The organism is Tsukamurella asaccharolytica, assembly GCF_007858435.1.
Taxonomy (GTDB): Bacteria; Actinomycetota; Actinomycetes; order Mycobacteriales; family Mycobacteriaceae; genus Tsukamurella; species Tsukamurella asaccharolytica.
The window spans coordinates 230,353-248,271 of the sequence record NZ_VIGW01000005.1; the positions used below are offsets into that span (position 1 = coordinate 230,353).

Genomic DNA, 17,919 nt, shown 5'->3' on the forward strand with positions numbered 1-17,919 from the left:
CGGCGGGCGGGCGTCAGGCCGCGGGTGCCCGGCGGGCCGCGGCGTGGACGAGGGTGTCGATGCGGTCGGCGACGGCGGCGCGGGCCTGTGCGGAGGCCGTGCCGCCCAGCGTGATCGCCTCGATGCCGAGCCGGCCGCGGAAGGTCGAGACCTGGTGGATCGTGGCCGACGGAGCGGGGCGCCGCGGCCCGGCGGGCACGTGGAGCCCCACGGAGTCCATGGACAGCACGGGCCGCAGGTCCTCCGCGACGAGGCCGTCGGGCAGCTCCACGGCGAGCGGTCCGAGGTTGCTGAGCACCACGGGCGGCTCGGATGCCTCACCCGGCGCGGCGGCGACGGCGAGGGCCGTGAGCGCTCGACCGCCCCGGACGTCGCGGCGGACCGTCCGGGCGAGCTCGTCGCCGACGGTCGCAGGGTCGGAGTCGGAGGTGAGCTCGGGGGCCGCGTACGAGGCACCGACGAAGTTGGTCACCTCGGTGGGGTCGAGCAGCGGGCGCACCCGGCGCCGCAGGTCGACGAGCGTCATCGCGCCGATCCGGACGGGCGCCGCCGGATCCTCGTCGACGAAGCCGGCTCGTTCGGCGGTGAGCAGGATCCCGGAGAGCAGGGCGTTCAGGCCGACGCCCTCGGCGGCGGCGAGCAGCCCCGCGGTGGTGTCGGCCGAGAAGCGCAGCGAGGTCGTCTCGGGAAGCGTCGCGTCCGCGCCGCGCGGGCCCGAGGTGGGCGCGCTGCCGTACCACCGCGCGCCGTCGAGCCGGGCCCGGCCGGTGCTGACCTTGGGGACGTCGAGGTCGGCGAGGATCCGCTGCGCCGAGCGGGGAAAGGGCTGCGGCGCCGCGAGCTCCGTCGAGCCGGTGGCGACCAGTGCGCCGTAGTGCGACCAGAGCCGGCGCAGGAGGGCGTACAGGTGGGTGCCGTCGGCGAGCGCGTGGTTGACCGCGAGCGCGACGCGGTGCCGGTCGCCGAGCGGGACGACCTGCAGGCGGGCGAGCGCCGCCGCGGGATCGACCAGCGGTGCCCCCGGACCGGCGGTGACGGTGGCGCCGCCGGCGGGCGCGACGAAGGCGTAGCCGTCGCCGGTGGACGCGACGGCGGCGTCGAGCGCGGGGTGCTCGGCACGCAGCGCGGCGAAGGCGTCGTCCAGGGCATCGGTGTCCAGCGGGCCGCGCACGGTCAGTTCGAAGGCGCACGTGGTGGGGTACGGGCCCACGAAGCCGATCTCGGAGGAGGCGAGGGGGCGGAGCGTCGTGGTCATGGGATGACGCTAAGACGGCGTGCATTCCCTTCGCGAGACGAACGAGCGGTGTTGCTCGTCACGCTCCCGGACTCTTGACCAGGGTTGGCGAAGGGCGCGAAGGACGGATGGTCCGATGTTCTTGCAGCGTGAACGGCATATGCGAGGAAAGCCTCGATTGCGGTTCTCAGCTGGGGAAACGTGCAGATCGCGCGGATTTAACGCGATGCTTACGAAAGTTCGTCCCCCGGTCCTGTGAGGTCCACCACGTCCGAGACGGGGGTCAGACCCGATCCGGCCACAGCGCGACGGGGGAGACGCCGAGCTCGCCCAGCAGGTGCCGGGTCAGCGGGAGGGAGATACCGATGACCGAGCTGGGGTCGCCGTCGATGCCCTCGACGAACCAGCCGCCGAGGCCGTCGAGAGTGAAGGCGCCGGCCACCTGCAGGGGCTCGCCCGTCGCGACGTAGGCGTCGATCTCCTCCTCCGAGGGTGCGCCGAAGCGCAGCGTCGTCGACCCGGTGCCGCCGGACTCGCCGGCCACGGCACCGTCGTCGAGGAGGATCGCGCAGTGCCCTGTCAGGAGGCGGCCCGTGCGGCCGCGCATCGCCCGCCAGCGCGCCGCCGCGACCTCGGGGGTGTGCGGTTTGCCGACGAGCTCGCCGTCGATGGACAGCATCGAATCGCAGCCGATCACCACGGCCCGGCCCGGCAGCGGCTCCTCCGCGCGGATCCGCTCGACCACGTCACGCGCCTTCGCCCGCGCCAGCGCCGCGACGGCGTCCTCATGCGCGACATCGGGCCCCAGCTCGGCGAGGATCGCGTCCTCGTCGACCTGCGAGACCGAGACCAGCGGCGACGTGCCCGCGGCGCGCAGCACCGAGAGCCGCGCCGGCGACGCCGACGCGAGCACGAGCCGCACGGGAGCGGGAATCAGGTCCCCTTGGTCCAGAAGAGCGGCGTCTGGCTGGTGAAGGCGTTGGGGCCGTTGAAGTACAGCGGACGCATCCGGTCGCGGACATCGCCCCACAGCGACGTCGGGCCCTCCGGCCCGGTCTGCGGCGCCGAGCCGGTGGCCGCGGCGAGCACCGCGACGACGGCGGCGACGTCCGTGTCCGACGGGTTGCCCCGCTCGAACCGGATGGTCGCCCTGAGCTTCTCGACGTCGGCGGGGTTCGGAGTCACGGCCTCTCCGTCCTTCCCTGCTGCGCTCACAGCGGGATGTTCCCGTGCTTCTTGGGCAGGGTGGCGACCACCTTGCGCTCGAGCATGTTCAGCGCCGTGACGATCTGGCCGCGGGTGTGCGACGGCGGGATCACCGCGTCGACGTAGCCCCGCTCGGCCGCCACGTACGGGTTGACCAGGGTGTCCTCGTACTCCGCCTGCAGCTTCAGGCGCAGTGCCTCGACGTCCTCGCCCTTGTCGGCGGCCTCGGCGAGCTCCTTGCGGTAGACGAAGCCGACAGCGCCGCCCGCGCCCATCACGGCGAACTGGGCGGTGGGCCACGCGAGGTTGATGTCGGCGCCCATGTCCTTGCTGCCCATCACGCAGTACGCGCCGCCGTAGGCCTTGCGGGTGACCACCGTGATCTTCGGGACGGTGGCCTCGCCGTAGGCGTAGAGCAGCTTCGCGCCGCGGCGGATGATGCCGTCGTACTCCTGGCCGGTGCCGGGCAGGAAGCCGGGCACGTCGACCAGCGTGACGATGGGGATGTTGAAGGCGTCGCAGAAGCGCACGAAGCGGGCGGCCTTCTCCGAGGCGTCGATGTCGAGGCAGCCGGCCAGCTGCGTCGGCTGGTTGCCGACGATGCCGACGCTGCGGCCGTCGATGCGGCCGAAGCCGACGAGGATGTTCATCGCGCGCTGCGGCTGGATCTCGAGGAAGTCGTCGTCGTCGAGCAGGCGGCGGATGACCTCGCGCATGTCGTACGGCTGGTTCGGGGAGTCCGGGATCAGCGTGTCCAGCTCGCGGTCCTCGTCGTTGACCGACTCCTCGATCGAGCCCGTGAGCGGGTCCGTCGGGACGAAGCGCGGGGCCTCGGCGCGGTTGTTCGACGGCAGGTAGGTCAGCAGCTCGCGGACGTAGTCCAGCGCGTCCTGTTCGCCCGAGGCGACGTAGTGCGCCGTGCCCGACTTGGTCATGTGGGTCTGGGCGCCGCCCAGCTCCTCCTTGGTGACCTCCTCGCCGGTCACCGACTTGATCACGTCGGGGCCGGTGATGAACATCTGGCTCTCGTGGTCCACCATGACCACGAAGTCGGTCAGCGCGGGGGAGTAGACGTGGCCGCCGGCGGCCGCGCCCATCACCACCGAGATCTGCGGGATGACTCCCGAGGCCTGCGTGTTGCGGAAGAAGATCTGCGAATAGAGGGCGAGCGAGACGACGCCCTCCTGAATGCGGGCGCCGGCGCCGTCGATGATGCCGACCAGCGGGCGTCCCGACTTGGTGGCCAGGTCCATGACCTTGACGATCTTCTCGCCGTAGACCTCGCCGAGCGAGCCGCCGAAGACGGTCGAGTCCTGGCTGAAGACGCACACCTCGCGGCCGTCGATGGTGCCGTAGCCGGCCACCACGCCGTCGCCGACGGGGCGGCGCGCGGCCATGCCGAAGTTCGTCGAGCGGTGCTGGGCCAGCTTGTCCAGCTCCACGAACGAGCCCTCGTCGAGCAGCGCGAGCACGCGCTCGCGGGCCGTGAGCCGCCCCTTCTCGTGCACCTTGTCGATGGCGCCCTGGCCCATCGGGACCAGCGCCTCGGCGTCCTTCTTGCGGAAGGCGGCCAGCTTGCCGGCCGTGGTGTGGATGCTGGGCTCGGCGTCAGCGGTGTTGCCGCCGGAGGCGCCGTCGGTGGTGGAGGCACTCGTCATGAACCCGACTCTAACCAATAGAGTCGATTCCGAACCGCACAGCCCATCGAAGGAGGAGGTCGTGGTGCTTCCCGATCAGACGGCGATCGCCGCAGCCGTGCGCGGCACGCGCTGGCACCAGGTGTCGGTGGTGCCCACTACCGGCTCGACCAACGCCGACCTCGCCGACGGCGTCCGCGCGGGCGACGAGCCCGGCCGCGTGCTCATCGCGGACGTGCAGACCGCGGGCCGAGGCCGGCACCAGCGCTCGTGGTCGGCGCCGTCCGGCACGCAGTTGTCCATCTCCGTGACCGTGGCCGTGCCCCCGGGCGCCACGCCCCGCGCCGGCTGGCTCTCGCTGGTCACCGGCGTCGCCGCCGTGGCCGCGGTGCGCGAGGTGACGGGCCTGAGCGCGGGCCTCAAGTGGCCGAACGACGTGCTCGTCGAGGCCTCGGAGGGCAAGCGGGGCGGCAAGACGGCCGGCATCCTCTCCGAGCTGGCCACCGCTCCCGGCGGGAACCTCGTCGCCGTGATCGGGACGGGCCTGAACACCACCCTCGCCGCGGCTGACGTGCCGGTGGACACGGCCACCTCGCTGCAGCTCGCGGGCGCCGAGGACCCCGACCGCACCGCGCTGGCCATCGCCTACCTGCGGCACCTCGACGCGGGGCTGACCGCCTGGACCGACGACCCCGCCGCCGTCCGCGCCGACTACCTGGCCGCGTGCGTCACCGTCGGGCAGGAGGTCACGGTCACGCTCCCCGCCGACGAGGTGGTGCGCGGGACCGCCGTCGACGTGGACGCCGAGGGGCGCATCGTGGTGCGGGACGCCGCCGGGACGCGGCACGTGCTCTCCGCCGGCGACGTGACCCACCTGCGGCCGGCCTGAGACGTGGGCTTCCCGGCGAAGGCCCTCGTCGACGACGAGCGGATCCTCCTGCACACCCGCCCGCAGGCCACGCGGATGATCGTGCCGGTCCTCGTACTGTTCGCGGCGTGCACCGCCGCGGGCGTCGCGCTCGGCCTGCTCACCCGCGCCAAGCTCGACGGCGCGCTCCCGGACTGGCTGCTGCTCGCGATCGTCGTGGTGTGGGTCCTGGTGGTCGGCTGGTGGACGGCGCGGCCGTGGGCGATCTGGCGCGCCACCCACCTCGTGGTCACCGATCTGCGGATCATGTTCCGCTCCGGCATCGTGCGGCGCCGCGGCATCGACATCCCGCTGCGCCGGATCAACTCGGTGCAGTACCACCAGCGGCTCCTCGACCGGGCCCTGCGCAGCGGCGTGCTCACCGTGGAATCGGCCGGCGAGGACCCGCTCGACTTCCCCGACGTGCCCCGGATCGCCGCGACGCACGCGCTCATCGTCGACGCGCTCGACGACGCCGACGACTACCGCAGCCGCGACGCCCGCTCGGCGGAGTATCCTCGGCGGTCATGACGACGCGGGTGCTCCTGGCCGAGGACGACGAGGCGATCGCCACCCCCCTGGCCCGGGCGCTCTCGCGCGAGGGCTACGAGGTGACCGTCGCCGACACGGGGACCGACGCGCTCCGGCGCGCGATCGACGAGGAGTACGCGCTGCTCATCCTCGATCTCGGGCTCCCGGAGCTGGACGGCCTGGAGGTGTGCCGCGAGGTGCGCGCCGTGCGGCCCGAGCTGGCGGTGCTCATGTTGACCGCCCGGACTGACGAGATGGACTTCGTGGTGGGTCTCGACGCGGGCGCCGACGACTACGTGGGCAAACCCTTCCGCATGTTCGAGCTCATGGCCCGCACGCGCGCGCTGCTGCGCCGCAGCAACCCGGCCCCGGACGCCCCCGAGGTCGTGGAGGCCGGCGGCATCCGCCTCGACTCCACGGCGCGGCGGGTGACCGTCGACGGTGCCGACGTGGCCCTGGCCAACAAGGAGTTCGAGCTACTGCGCTTCCTCATGGAGCACGCCGGGCGGCTGCTCTCGCGCGAGGAGATCCTCGCCGAGGTCTGGGGTGACTCCGACCTGCGCGGGTCCAAGACCCTCGACATGCACATCTCCTGGCTGCGCCGGAAGATCGGCGACGACACCGGAACCACCCGGCGGATCGTCACCGTCCGCGGGGTCGGCTTCCGGTTCGACGCCGAGTAGCGCTCAGCGGGGCTCCGGTTCGCGCACGACCGGCACCTCCGGCTCGGCCCCGGGCGCGGCCGCGGGCAGGAACATCGCGAAGGTCGTCGGCCTGCGGCTCTGCAACTGCAGGCGGCCGCCATCGCCCTCGATGAAGGCACGGGCCAGTGCCAGGCCGACCCCGGTGCCGTCGCCCGCGGAAAAGCCGCGCTGGAAGATGCGCTGCGCGTCCCCGTCGGAGATGCCGGAGCCCTCGTCGGTGACTGTGACCAGCACGGTGTGCTTGCCGACCGAGCCGAGCCGCACCGTCACCTCCCCGCGGCCGTGCTCCAGCGCGTTGTCGACCAGCACGGCCGCCGCCTCCCGCACCCGCGTCGCCGTGGCCCGGGCGGGGAGCGGCGGACCGTCGGGCGGAAGCACCGTGAGGCGCCTGCCCGCCCGGTCGAACGACGGGGCGAGATCGGCCAGTAGGGGAGTGATCTCGGCCCGGACGTCGACCGGACCCTGCGGCGACCGTTCGGCGCGGGACATCAGCACCATGTCGCTGACCGACGAGGTGAGCCGGTCGACCTGGTCGAGGGCGGCGCGCGCCTCCGAGACCACGTCGGGATCGGGGTGCAGGGTCAGCTCGTCGAGCCGGATGTGGATCGCGGTGAGGCGGCTCCGCAGCTGATGCGAGACGTCGCCGACGATCTGCCGCTCGCGCTGCAGCCGGTCGGCGATCTCGACCGTCGCGGTGTCCAGCACGTCGAGCACGCGGTCGAGCTCCTCGATGCCGTGCCGGTGCGGATCGGGCCGGAAGTCGCCGTCTGCGAGGCGCTGCGCGCGGCCGGCGACCTCCTGCACGGGGTCGGCGACGCGGCTGGCGGTGACGGCGGCGACCACGACGCCCGCGGTGAGCGACAGCACCATGACGATGAGCTCGATGCTCAGCGCCCGGATCTGGTCGTCGCGGACCCCGGCGTAATCCTGCTCGATCCGCAGCATCCCGGCGTCTCCGAGTGAGGTGCCCTCGACCATGGCGCGCTCGAGCGGGTCCCGGCCGACGGCCAGCTCCCGTGCGGCGCCGGTCCGGTCGGTGTAGTTGAGCACGAGGCGGCCGTCCGCGGGGACCAGGAGGCGCAGCGCCTCGACCGGGGGCTCGTCGGCGACGCCGGTGCGCTGCGCCTGGAGGAGGATCTCCGAGGAGGCCTGCTGCAGCCGGTGCTGGAGGTCGGTGCGGGCCGTGTCGTCGAGCCAGCGCCAGGTGTAGAACATGAGCGGCAGGCCCAGGAACAGGCCGGTGACCGCCACGACCGCGATGGTCGAGCGGAGGATCCGGTACCGCACGCCCGGGGGACTCAGCGGTCGGCGGACGCGCTGGTCTCGTCGTCGGGGATCGACTCCGCGACCGGCGCCTCGCGCATGTCCTCGGGGAAGGCGTAGCGGCGCAGCGCCCAGAACCGGAAGGTCATCTGCAGCAGGTTGCCCACGATGTAGTTGAGCACGAAGTCAACGATGATCAGCGTGGTCTTCGAGTCGACGTCGCGCAGGTGGAAGAAGTTGTTCGCGATGAAGATGGGGGCGGCCATGATGAGCACGCCGATGCCCGAGATCGCGAAGAAGAGCAGCGCCTCGTGGTGCTTCTCCCGGCCGCCGCGGTGCTTGAAGCTCCACTCGCTGTTGAGGATGTACGACAGGATCACGGCGCAGACGCCGGAGAAGATCTTCGCGACCGTCGGCTTCTCGTCCAGCACCGTGAGGACCAGGCCGTAGAAGATGGCGAGGTCGAACACCGCGGTCGTGCTGCCCACGATGGCGAACTTGATCAGCTCGTGGTGCTGCATGACGAGACCGCGGAGCGGTGCCGGGGTGCGATCCAGAATCGCCTCGATGAAAGCCACGTGCGCCACTCTAACGGAACCGTGAATAGTACCGCGGCGAGTGTGACGTGGTCGAACCGGGGGCTTCGCCCGTGCCGGGCGCGTCCGCAGCGTCGTGGACCTGCGATTATGGAGGGGTGAGTGATGTTCAATCGCGCCGGGCGCGGCCCGTGGTGGCGATGGTCGGTGGAGGCCAGCTGGCCCGTATGACCCATCAGGCCGCGATCGCGCTGGGCCAGTCGCTGCGCGTCCTGGCCGCCGCGCCCGACGAGCCCGCGGCGCAGGTGTGCGCCGACGTGGTCCTCGGCGATCACGACCGCATCGAGGACCTGCGCCGCGTTGCGACCGGGGCGCACGCGCTGACCTTCGACCACGAGGGTGTGCCCACCGAGCACCTGCTGCAGCTGCAGGCCGAGGGCGTCACGGTCAATCCGCCGCCGCAGGCGCTGTTGTACGCGCAGGACAAGCTGGCGATGCGGCACCGTCTGGCCGAACTCGGCGCGCCCGTGCCGGGCTTCGCGGAGATCGCCGGCGCCGCCGATGTCGAGGCCTTCTGGGAGCGGTTCGACGGTGCCGTCGTGCTCAAGGCCGTGCGGGGCGGCTACGACGGGCGCGGCGTGTGGCTGCCCGACACCCTGTCCGAGGCGGTCGCGGTGGCCGACGAGCAGCTCGCCGGTGGGGTGCAGCTGCTCGCCGAGCAGCGGGTCGAGATGGTGCGCGAGCTGTCGGCGATGGTCGCGCGGTCGCCGTTCGGGCAGGGCGCCACCTGGCCCGTCGTGGAGACGGTGCAGCGGAACGGGCAGTGCGCCGTGGTGCTCGCGCCCGCCCCGAACCTCTCCGACGAGGAGGCCTCCTTCGCCGAGTCGCTCGCGCTGCGGCTCGCGAACGAGCTGGGCGTCGTCGGCGTGATGGCCGTCGAGCTGTTCCAGACGCCGTCGGGCGAGATGCTGGTCAACGAGCTCGCGATGCGCCCGCACAACTCGGGTCACTGGTCGATGAACGGCTGCGTGACCAGTCAGTTCGAGCAGCACCTGCGGGCCGTGCTCGACTATCCGCTGGGCGACACGGCCGCGACCGCGCCGCTCACCGTCATGGCGAACGTGCTCGGCGCACCGTCGGAGCCCGCGATGGGCGTCGACGAGCGACTGCACCACCTCATGGCCCGGATGCCCGAGGCGCACGTGCACCTGTACGGCAAGGAGGGCCGCCCGGACCGCAAGGTGGGGCACGTCAACCTCGTCGGCGCGCCCGACGGTGACCGGGACGACCCCGCCTACGTGGCGGAGTTGCGGGAGCGGGCGGAACGCGCGGCGCACTGGATGGCGACCGCGGAGTGGACCGATGGATGGAGCGTGCATGGCTGAGTCTTCCGGCCCCCGGGTGGGCCTGATCATGGGCAGCGACTCGGACTGGCCGACGATGGAGGCCGCCGCCGAGGCGCTCGCCGAGTTCGGGATCCGGTTCGAGGTGGGCGTCGTCTCGGCGCACCGCACGCCGCAGCGGATGCTCGATTACGCGAAGGGCGCCGCGGACCGGGGCATCGAGGTGATCATCGCGGGCGCCGGCGGCGCCGCGCACCTGCCCGGCATGGTGGCCTCCGCGACGCCGCTGCCCGTGATCGGCGTGCCCGTTCCGCTCAAGCACCTCGACGGCATGGATTCGCTGCTGTCGATCGTGCAGATGCCCGCGGGCATCCCCGTGGCGACGGTGTCCGTGGGCGGTGCCCGCAACGCCGGGCTCCTGGCCGTCCGCATCCTCGGCGCCGCCGACCCCGCGCTGCGCGCTCGCATGGCGGCCTTCCAGGCCGACCTGGAGAAGATGGTGCTCGACAAGGACGAGGCGCTGCGGCGCAAGCTCCTGGAGGGCTGACGGGGTAGGTAGCACGCGATGCACACGAAGTCCCAGGAAGCGTTCTGGGCTAACGCTGTTAAGTCGGGGGGAGGCGGCGGCGGGCGTGGCGCGGGGCTCGGCGGAGGTGCGCGGTGTCCCCGGGGACAAGCGGACCGTCGAAATGCTGGTTACGTGCGACTAACTGACCGCGGGAGGGGCATGGATACAATCAGCGCGGACCAAACACGTAGACGCTGATGGAGGCCCCCATGGCTGGCAACCCCGACTTCGACCTGTTCCAGCTCCCCGAGGAGCACGAGGAACTGCGCGCCGCCATCCGGGCGCTCGCCGAGCGCGACATCGCGCCGCACGCCAAGGACGTCGACGAGAAGGAGCGGTTCCCGCAGGAGGCGCTCGACGCGCTGGTCGCCAGCGGCTTCAACGCCATCCACGTGCCCGAGGAGTACGAGGGCCAGGGCGCCGACTCGGTCGCCACCTGCATCGTCATCGAGGAGGTGGCCCGCGCCTGCGGCAGCTCCTCGCTGATCCCCGCCGTGAACAAGCTCGGCACCATGGGCCTGATCCTCAACGGCTCCGAGGAGCTCAAGCAGCACGTGCTGCCGTCGCTCGCCAACGGCGAGGCCATGGCCTCCTACGCCCTCTCCGAGCGCGAGGCCGGCTCCGACGCGGCGTCGATGCGCACCCGCGCGCGCAAGGACGGCGACGAGTGGGTCCTCAACGGCTCCAAGTGCTGGATCACCAACGGCGGCAAGTCCACCTGGTACACCGTCATGGCCGTCACCGACCCCGAGAAGGGCGCCAACGGCATCAGCTCCTTCATCGTGCACAAGGACGACCCCGGCTTCTCGGTCACCGGCTACGAGCACAAGCTCGGCATCAAGGGCAGCCCGACCGCCGAGCTGGCCTTCGAGGAGTGCCGCGTCCCCGCGATGCGCATGATCGGCGAGGAGGGCACCGGCTTCAAGACCGCGCTGCAGACCCTCGATCACACCCGCCCCACCATCGGCGCGCAGGCCGTCGGCATCGCGCAGGGCGCCCTCGACGTCGCGATCGACTACATCAAGGACCGCAAGCAGTTCGGCAAGTCCATCTCCGAGTTCCAGGGCATCCAGTTCATGGTCGCCGACATGGCGATGCGCCTCGAGGCCGCCCGCCTCATGGTCTACACCGCCGCCGCCCGCGCCGAGCGTGGCGAGAAGAACCTCGGCTTCATCAGCTCCGCGTCGAAGTGCTTCGCCTCCGACGTCGCGATGGACGTCACCACCGACGCCGTGCAGCTCCTCGGCGGCGCCGGCTACACCCGCGACTTCCCGGTCGAGCGGATGATGCGCGACGCCAAGATCACCCAGATCTACGAGGGCACCAACCAGGTGCAGCGCCTCGTCATGAGCCGCCAGCTGCTGCGCTGACACCGCTCGCACCCACGCCCGCCGCCTGATCCGCGCACGTCGCGCGGATCAGGCGACGCGGGCGGTGGCCTTCTCGGTCGCGAACTTGTCCGCCAGCGTCGCCGGATCCGGGTGGGCGACGTGGATGACCGAGGCCGGGGCGGCGAGGGGCGCGAGCAGGCCGTCGTACAGATCGTCGACGGTGCGCCACTCCCGCGTGGAGAGCACGCGGTCGCCCGCGGCGTAGCCGGCGGACGCGGCCAGGGCCGTCGAGCGGGCCAGCACGATCTCCGCCGGGTCGCCGGCGAGCACCGGGACGTCCGCGGCTGCGCCGCCCGGTGTGAAGGCATCGGGGTGCACGCGCACCTCGGTGGTGTAGTCGTCGATGCCCGGCGGCAGGTCCGGCACAGCCAGTCCGAAGGCGTCGAGGCCCACGGCGAGGATCTCGTCGGAGTCGCCGGCCTCGTCGATCCGGTCCGGCGCGCAGAAGGTCACGTCGCCGGGCTCGCCGAAGCGGACCTCGCAGCCCGCCCACCAGGCGCCGAACAGGATCCCCGCGGTCTGCCAGTGCGCCGGCAGCAGTACCCCGACGGGGTCGCCCGGTCCGAGGCCGTACTGGTCGCGCAGCAGATTGCCGCACTTGGCGGCCCAGTTGCCCAGCGTGATCGCCGAGAGGCCCATCCGGGCGTGGGTGGCATCGTCGTACCAGGTGAACCGGGGCGCGGCCCCGTCGGCCTGGACGATCGGCACGAGCAGCCGGTCGGTGACGGTCAGTCCACGCACGGCACGCCCCCGTCCTGCTGGGCGGTGAAGCCCGGGCGGTTGAGCAGCGAGCTGATGCGCGCCGCCTCGCTGGGGTCGAGCGCCTCGGTCATGCCCGGCGGGATCGACGTGGTCGTCGCCGCGGAGCCCGAGCCGGAGTCGCTCGACGATCCGGGCCCGGTGTAACCGTTCTGGATCAGGACCTTGACGCGCCCGGACTGCACCGCCCCGCTCGCGACCACGGGGAGGCCGCCGAGCAGCGCGGCCACGGCCTTCGCTCCCTGGTCGTTCGCCGAGCTCGCCAGGACCGCGCTCTGCGCGCTGGACGACGACTCGGCCGTCGAGGCGTTGCCGGTGGACCCCTGCGCGAAGCCCTTGCCGCCGAGGAACGTCGAGACACTGCTCGCGAGGCCCGAGGTCGTGCCCCCGTTCACCACGTCCACCGTGTAGGAGGCGCGATTCACCGACGGCACCGCCGGTGATGAGCTGGCGGAGGTCGCCTTCGGCTTCTCCGGCTTCGAATCGCCGAGCAGACCGGCCACGTACGCATGGACCTGCTTCGGGTCGACGACGACCACGGACTGCTGCCCGTCGTCGCTCCACCCGTCGTCGCGGACCACCGGAATGGTCGAGAACTTGATGTTGCCGGCGGAGAGGTTCGCCAGTTCCTTCGCGAAGCCCATCACGTCCCACTCCTGGTCGAGGGTGACCGAGGTGGTCATCGCGTTCTGCAACTGGCTGAGCTTGCCGGGGCTGGTCAGGGTGCCGGTGGAGAGGATCTTGCTCGCGAGCGAGGCCATGAAGACCTGCTGCCGGGTGACCCGGTCGAGGTCGCCGCGGGGCAGCCCGTGGCGTTGGCGTACGAAGCTCAGCGCCTGCGGTCCCCGGAGGGTCTGCTTGCCGGACCTGAACCGGGCGCCCGAGAACGGGTCGTTCACCGGCTTCTTCAGGCAGACGTCGACTCCGCCGACCGCGTCGGTGAGGCGCGAGAATCCGTAGAGGCCGATCTCCGCGTATCGATCGACCGACACACCGGTGAGGTCCGCGACAGTCTCGATGAGCGCTTTGCGGCCCTCCTCGTTACCCTTCTGCACCGCGGTCTTCTCGTCGACGCCCTGTGCCAGCTCCTTGTCCCGAGTGACGTTGGCCGCGCCGGCGAAGGCGGAATTGATCTTTCCCTTGCCCTGGTCGGGAATCGCCACATAGGCATCACGGGGGATCGAGATGGCGGTGGCCGACTTCCCGTCGTTGGGGATGCGGATGAGGATGATGGTGTCGGTGTTCAGGGTGCCGTCGTCGACGCCCGCGTTCAGCCGCGCCAGCTCCTGTCTCGTCAGCGGATTGCCCTTGGCGTCGGTGCGCGAGTCCGTGCCGACCAGGAGGATGTCGGTGGCACCGTCGGGCTTGGCCGCGATGCTGGGGCCGCGGGCGATGTCGCCGGCGAAGCGGGACCACCAGAACCAGGCGACGCCGGTGACCACGAGCACGATCGCCGTGATCAGCGCGATGAGAGCCTTGCCGCTGCGCTGCAGCCGTTCGCGGGTGTCGACCGAGAGATCGCCGGGGCGGGGGATGGGCCGGGCCCGCGGGGGCTGCGCACCGTCGCCCTCGTTCTCGGCGCGGACGCTCCGGCGTCGCGTCGTCGCGCGGTCGCCGTCGGCCCGCGCATCCGCGCGATCGGCGCCAGAGCGTCCTGCACCAGCGCGTTTGTCGGCCGCGCGTTCGTCGGCGGCGCGCTTGGCGGCCGTGCGCTTGGCGTCGGCGCTCCGGGAATGGCGCGCGCCGCGTCGGCTGGGGCTGTCGGACACCCACCACTCCTCAACGTCGAAAGGGCGGGCCGACTGCTTCGGTCCGCAGAGTCACATCTCCATAACGGTACCGACTCGACATGTGAAGGCTCCGCAGACGCGGCCGTCACGTACCGTTCGCGGGGTGGAACTGGTGATCACCGGCGCGGCCGGGCAGGTGGGCTCGGCGCTGGTAGCGGGCGCCGCGGCGCGGGGAATCGCAGCCCGCGCCCTGGGCCGCGGGGAACTCGACGTGACATCGGCACGGTCCGTGGCCGAGCTCGCGCTGGGACCGTCGACGGTGCTGATCAACTGCGCGGCGCACACCGCCGTCGACGCGGCGGAGTCCGAACCGGACGCCGCGCAGGCCCTTAACGGCGTCGCGCCCGGGCTGCTCGCGGCCCGGTGCGCCGATGCCGGCGCGCGACTGGTGCACGTCTCGACGGACTATGTCTTCGGTCCCGCCCCGGAGCCGCCGCGCCCCTGGGAGCCGGGCGACCGGACGGGACCGTCGAGCGTGTACGGGCGCACCAAACTGGCCGGCGAGGAGGCCGCCCGCGCCGCCGACCCGCGGACCGTCGTGGTGCGGACCGCGTGGGTCTACACCGGGCGCGGAGCGGACGGCGCGTGGGCACCGGACTTCGTCGGAACGATGGGGCGCCTGGCCGACGGCGGCGTCGATCCGAAGGTCGTCGACGACCAGACCGGTTCGCCCACCTATGCCCCCGATCTCGCGGTGGGTCTGCTGGACCTCGCCCTCCTCCTCGCCCGGGAGCCGGAGCGCCCCGGCGCGGTGCTGCATGCCGCGGGCGGTGGGGCCGCCACCTGGTTCGACGTGGCCCGCCGTGTCTTCGCGCGCGCCGGCGCGGACGCCGCGCGGGTGTCGCCCTGCACCACCGCGGAATTCCCGCGGCCCGCGCCGCGGCCCGCCTACTCGGTGCTCTCCGCCGCCGCCTGGAGCGCCTGGGGACTGGCGCCGCTGCCGGACTGGCGCGACGCCCTGGACCGGGCGCTGGGCGCGCCGCCGGGGACCGGCCTGTCGTTACCGTCGCACCCCGCCCGGTAACCTGGCCGGGTGCCCGGAACCGACACAACGACCCCCGCGATCGCCGTGGTCACCGTCACCTACTCGCCGGGCGAGCACCTCGAGAACTTCCTGACCAGCCTGGGCGGCGCCTACTCCGGCCCCGCGCCCCGCGTGCTCATGGCCGACAACGGCTCCGTCGACGGGGCGCCCGAGGCCGCCGAGGCCGCCCACCCGGGAGTCGAGTTGCTGCGCACCGGCGCCAACCTCGGCTACGGCGGCGCGATCAACTTCGCCACCACGCGCCTGGACCTCGATGCGCTCGACTTCCTGCTCATCAGCAACCCCGACGTGGTCTTCGGGCCCGGCTCGATCGACGCCCTCATCGCGGCGGCCGCCCGGCACCCCGAGGCCGGGTCCCTCGGCCCCCTGATCCGCGACCCCGACGGCTCCGTCTACCCGTCGGCGCGGAACGTGCCCAGCATGCGCTTCGGGATCGGGCACGCGCTGCTCGGCACCGTCTGGAAGTCGAACCCGTGGACCCGCGCGTACCAGCAGTCGCAGGCCGAGGTCGCCGAGCGGGCGGCCGGCTGGCTGAGCGGCTCCTGCCTACTCGTGCGGACCGAGGCGTTCGCGGAGATCGGCGGCTTCGACGACCGCTACTTCATGTACATGGAGGACGTCGACTTCGGCGACCGTCTGGCGCGGGCCGGCTGGAGCAATGTCTACGTCCCGACGGCGGAGATCGTGCACGCCAAGGGGCACGCGGCCGGGAAGGTGCCGGAGCTCATGCTCCCTGCGCACCACGACTCCGCGTACCGGTTCTTCGCCGACCGGCACCCCGGTCCGGCTGCCGCGCCCCTGCGTGCGGCGATGAAGGTGGGGCTGGCCGCGCGCTCGCGGGTCAGTGTTCTCGCGGCGACGCGGAGACGAGAAGGGGAAAGATGACCTCGGTGGATCAGGACGCCGGTGTGGACCTCAGCGACGTGGAGGCCGTGATCCTGGTGGGCGGCAAGGGCACGCGCCTGCGCCCGCTCACCCTGTCGGTACCCAAGCCGATGCTGCCCACGGCGGGCAAGCCCTTCCTCACCCACCTGCTCTCGCGGATCCGCGACGCGGGCATCCGCCGCGTGGTGCTCGGCACGTCGTTCAAGGCCGAGGTCTTCGAGGAGTACTTCGGCGACGGCTCCGAGCTGGGGCTCGAGCTCTCGTACGTCGTCGAGACGGAGCCGCTGGGCACCGGGGGCGGCATCCGCAACGTGCTGTCGGCGCTCACGGCCGACACCGTGCTGGTCTTCAACGGCGACGTGCTCGGCGGATCGGACATCCGCGCCGTCGTGAACACGCACCGGGAGAAGGACGCCGACGTCACGATGCACCTGGTGCGCGTGCCGGATCCCCGTGCCTTCGGCTGCGTGCCCACCGACGCCTCGGGCCGGGTCACCGCTTTTCTCGAGAAGACCCAGGACCCGCCGACGGACCAGATCAACGCCGGCTGCTACGTCTTCAAGCGCTCGGTGATCGAGGAGATCCCCGTGGGCCGCCCGGTGTCCGTCGAGCGCGAGGTCTTCCCGGCGCTCCTCAACGGCGGCCGACGCCTCTACGGCCACGTCGACTACGGCTACTGGCGCGATATGGGCACGCCCGACGACTTCGTCGCGGGCAGCTCGGACCTGGTGCGGGGGATCGCCCCGTCGGCCGCCCTCGACGGCGGGCGCGGCGAGTGCCTCATCCACCCCGGCGCCTCCGTCGCGCCCGGCGCGCTGGTGATCGGCGGGTCCGTCGTGGGGCGGGGCGCGGAGATCGGGGCGGGAGCCCGGCTCGACGGGGCGGTCGTCTTCGACGGGGTGCGGATCGAGGCCGGCGCGATCGTCGAGCGCTCGATCGTCGGCTTCGGCGCGCACATCGGGCCGCGGGCGCGCATCCGGGAGGCAGTCATCGGCGACGGTGCGTCCGTCGGCGCCCGGTGCGAACTGCTGCACGGCGCGCGCGTCTGGCCCGGCGTCGAGCTGCCCGACGGCGGCGTGCGGTTCTCGACGGACGTATAGGAGTTTCTGCGGTGGCTGACTTCCTGCGGTACGTGGCGCTCGGGGACTCCTTCACGGAAGGCGTCGGCGATCCCGATCCGACGGGGACGCACGAGTACCGGGGCTGGTCCGACCGCGTGGCCGAGGTGCTGGCTGCGCGCTCGCCCGAGTTCGGCTACGCGAACCTGGCGATCCGCGGCAAGAAGATGGACCAGATCGTCGCCGAGCAGGTGGAGCCGTGCCTGGAGCTGGCCCCGGATCTGGTCACCGTGTACGCGGGCGCCAACGACCTCATCCGGCCGTCGGTCGACGTCGACGCCGTGGTCGAGGCCTATGACGCGATGCTGGGTCGGCTCGTCGACTCCGGCGCGACCGTCGTGGTGTGGACGGCCGCCGACACGCACGGCAGCGGGATCTTCGGCGCGCTCCGCGGACGCTTCGCGATCTACAACGAACTGGTCCGCGAGATCGCGTCCGACCGGGGGCTCGTGCTACTCGACTACTGGCGGCTCAAGGAGTACCGCGACCTGCGGATGTGGGAGTTCGACCGCATCCACATGTCGCAGCCCGGACACCTGCGGATGGCGATCGAGGTGCTCGACGTGCTGGGCGTTCCGCATTCACTCGTGGCGGACGATCTCGGGCCCGAGCCGGTGATCACGCCGGCGGAGGATCGCGAGATCAAGAGGAAGTGGCGGCGCGAATTCGCCTACCCGTGGGTCTCGCGCCGCCTGCGCGGCATCTCCACCGGCGACGGCCTGCCGCCGAAGTACCCGACGCTGATGCGACCGGCGGGGGTGGACGTGTCGGAGGCCGTAGGCGACGGGTCCTGATCTACGCCGGAGTAGTCAGGGCTGGTCGTTGCTGGTCGTGGCCAAGCAATACACGGATGCCAGAGGGTTGCGCCCTGTCATCCATTCAGATGGTTGATCGATTCGTTGTAGTCAACAACACTGATCACGTGAATTTGTCTCTGTCTGTACGTCGCAGCCGTCGCATCGGAGCTGTTATTTTGCGGGCCATTTCCGCTGGAGCTATGAA

General features: G+C 72.1%; 18 protein-coding genes. 10 read left to right on the top strand and 8 right to left on the bottom strand.

Features of this window, described 5'->3' with window-relative positions; genetic code table 11:
- Window positions 1–13: 13 nt before the first annotated feature.
- The 4 genes from FK529_RS12330 to FK529_RS12345 all read right to left on the bottom strand — a co-directional run bounded on the left by FK529_RS12330 (window position 14) and on the right by FK529_RS12345 (window position 4,098).
- Window positions 14–1,255, bottom strand: coding sequence for a phthiocerol/phthiodiolone dimycocerosyl transferase family protein (locus tag FK529_RS12330; protein WP_146561506.1), 1,242 nt, complete (start codon window positions 1,253–1,255; stop codon window positions 14–16).
- Window positions 1,256–1,517: 262 nt separating this feature from the next.
- A complete protein-coding gene (locus tag FK529_RS12335) occupies window positions 1,518–2,147 on the bottom strand; it encodes a Maf family protein (RefSeq protein ID WP_205124387.1) in 630 nt (209 codons plus the stop codon).
- Window positions 2,148–2,167: 20 nt separating this feature from the next.
- Window positions 2,168–2,449: an acyl-CoA carboxylase epsilon subunit gene (locus tag FK529_RS12340; RefSeq protein WP_146561510.1), complete on the bottom strand. Its 282-nt coding sequence runs from the start codon at window positions 2,447–2,449 to the stop codon at window positions 2,168–2,170.
- Entirely contained in the window at window positions 2,446–4,098 is a 1,653-nt protein-coding gene (locus tag FK529_RS12345) for an acyl-CoA carboxylase subunit beta (protein WP_146561512.1), read from the bottom strand. Before FK529_RS12345 ends, FK529_RS12340 begins: the two co-directional genes overlap by 4 nt.
- Before the next feature lie 61 nt (window positions 4,099–4,159).
- On the opposite strand from FK529_RS12345, the gene FK529_RS12350 reads away from it, so the two are divergent.
- From FK529_RS12350 to FK529_RS12360, 3 genes are read left to right on the top strand one after another with little or no spacing between them, the layout of a single operon-like run.
- Window positions 4,160–4,966 carry a biotin--[acetyl-CoA-carboxylase] ligase gene (locus tag FK529_RS12350; RefSeq protein WP_231703054.1) on the top strand — a complete coding sequence of 269 codons (807 nt, stop codon included), beginning with the start codon at window positions 4,160–4,162 and terminating at the stop codon, window positions 4,964–4,966.
- Between the two features lie 3 nt (window positions 4,967–4,969).
- Complete coding sequence (locus FK529_RS12355) at window positions 4,970–5,515, top strand: PH domain-containing protein (protein ID WP_146561516.1); 546 nt, start codon at window positions 4,970–4,972, stop codon at window positions 5,513–5,515.
- The gene (locus FK529_RS12360) at window positions 5,512–6,198 is read left to right on the top strand and encodes a response regulator transcription factor (protein ID WP_146561518.1); all 687 of its coding nucleotides are present in this window, start codon (window positions 5,512–5,514) and stop codon (window positions 6,196–6,198) included. The genes FK529_RS12355 and FK529_RS12360 overlap by 4 nt, the downstream gene beginning before the upstream one ends.
- A 3-nt stretch (window positions 6,199–6,201) precedes the next feature.
- Here the strand turns inward: FK529_RS12360 and FK529_RS12365 are convergent, their stop codons facing one another.
- Window positions 6,202–7,506, bottom strand: coding sequence for a sensor histidine kinase (locus tag FK529_RS12365; RefSeq protein ID WP_146561520.1), 1,305 nt, complete (start codon window positions 7,504–7,506; stop codon window positions 6,202–6,204).
- Window positions 7,507–7,517: 11 nt separating this feature from the next.
- Window positions 7,518–8,060 carry a GtrA family protein gene (locus tag FK529_RS12370; RefSeq protein WP_146561522.1) on the bottom strand — a complete coding sequence of 181 codons (543 nt, stop codon included), beginning with the start codon at window positions 8,058–8,060 and terminating at the stop codon, window positions 7,518–7,520.
- 116 nt (window positions 8,061–8,176) lie between these two features.
- On the opposite strand from FK529_RS12370, the gene FK529_RS12375 reads away from it, so the two are divergent.
- The 3 genes from FK529_RS12375 (at window position 8,177) to FK529_RS12385 (ending at window position 11,299) form a co-directional block, all read left to right on the top strand.
- Window positions 8,177–9,403, top strand: a complete 1,227-nt coding sequence (locus FK529_RS12375; RefSeq protein ID WP_438947193.1) for a 5-(carboxyamino)imidazole ribonucleotide synthase — start codon at window positions 8,177–8,179, stop codon at window positions 9,401–9,403.
- The gene (purE, locus tag FK529_RS12380) at window positions 9,396–9,908 is read left to right on the top strand and encodes a 5-(carboxyamino)imidazole ribonucleotide mutase (RefSeq protein WP_146561526.1); all 513 of its coding nucleotides are present in this window, start codon (window positions 9,396–9,398) and stop codon (window positions 9,906–9,908) included. The genes FK529_RS12375 and purE overlap by 8 nt, the downstream gene beginning before the upstream one ends.
- A 230-nt stretch (window positions 9,909–10,138) precedes the next feature.
- The gene (locus tag FK529_RS12385; protein ID WP_146561529.1) at window positions 10,139–11,299 is read left to right on the top strand and encodes an acyl-CoA dehydrogenase; all 1,161 of its coding nucleotides are present in this window, start codon (window positions 10,139–10,141) and stop codon (window positions 11,297–11,299) included.
- 48 nt (window positions 11,300–11,347) lie between these two features.
- Here the strand turns inward: FK529_RS12385 and FK529_RS12390 are convergent, their stop codons facing one another.
- On the bottom strand, window positions 11,348–12,061 hold the full coding sequence (locus tag FK529_RS12390) for a TIGR03089 family protein (protein WP_146561531.1): 714 nt from the start codon (window positions 12,059–12,061) through the stop codon (window positions 11,348–11,350).
- Entirely contained in the window at window positions 12,049–13,848 is a 1,800-nt protein-coding gene (locus FK529_RS12395) for an LCP family protein (RefSeq protein ID WP_146561533.1), read from the bottom strand. The genes FK529_RS12390 and FK529_RS12395 overlap by 13 nt, the downstream gene beginning before the upstream one ends.
- A gap of 124 nt (window positions 13,849–13,972) precedes the next feature.
- Between FK529_RS12395 and rfbD the strand changes: the two genes are divergently transcribed.
- From rfbD to FK529_RS12415, 4 genes are read left to right on the top strand one after another with little or no spacing between them, the layout of a single operon-like run.
- A complete protein-coding gene (gene rfbD / locus FK529_RS12400) occupies window positions 13,973–14,893 on the top strand; it encodes a dTDP-4-dehydrorhamnose reductase (protein WP_166436410.1) in 921 nt (306 codons plus the stop codon).
- Window positions 14,894–14,902: 9 nt separating this feature from the next.
- The gene (locus tag FK529_RS12405; protein WP_146561537.1) at window positions 14,903–15,799 is read left to right on the top strand and encodes a glycosyltransferase family 2 protein; all 897 of its coding nucleotides are present in this window, start codon (window positions 14,903–14,905) and stop codon (window positions 15,797–15,799) included.
- Window positions 15,796–16,899 (top strand): mannose-1-phosphate guanylyltransferase, encoded by a 1,104-nt coding sequence (gene manB, locus FK529_RS12410; RefSeq protein WP_146561539.1) that lies wholly within the window; start codon window positions 15,796–15,798, stop codon window positions 16,897–16,899. The genes FK529_RS12405 and manB overlap by 4 nt, the downstream gene beginning before the upstream one ends.
- An 11-nt stretch (window positions 16,900–16,910) precedes the next feature.
- Complete coding sequence (locus FK529_RS12415; RefSeq protein ID WP_146561541.1) at window positions 16,911–17,711, top strand: SGNH/GDSL hydrolase family protein; 801 nt, start codon at window positions 16,911–16,913, stop codon at window positions 17,709–17,711.
- The last annotated feature ends 208 nt before the right edge of the window (window positions 17,712–17,919 follow it).

Excerpts from the sequence above, each read along its gene's own strand:
- FK529_RS12330 (WP_146561506.1), bottom strand. The coding sequence starts at position 1,255 with ATGACCACGACGCTCCGCCCCCTCGCCTCCTCCGAGATCGGCTTCGTG.
- FK529_RS12345 (WP_146561512.1), bottom strand. The coding sequence starts at position 4,098 with ATGACGAGTGCCTCCACCACCGACGGCGCCTCCGGCGGCAACACCGCT.
- FK529_RS12360 (WP_146561518.1), top strand. The coding sequence starts at position 5,512 with ATGACGACGCGGGTGCTCCTGGCCGAGGACGACGAGGCGATCGCCACC.
- purE (WP_146561526.1), top strand. The coding sequence starts at position 9,396 with ATGGCTGAGTCTTCCGGCCCCCGGGTGGGCCTGATCATGGGCAGCGAC.
- FK529_RS12385 (WP_146561529.1), top strand. The coding sequence starts at position 10,139 with ATGGCTGGCAACCCCGACTTCGACCTGTTCCAGCTCCCCGAGGAGCAC.
- manB (WP_146561539.1), top strand. The coding sequence starts at position 15,796 with ATGACCTCGGTGGATCAGGACGCCGGTGTGGACCTCAGCGACGTGGAG.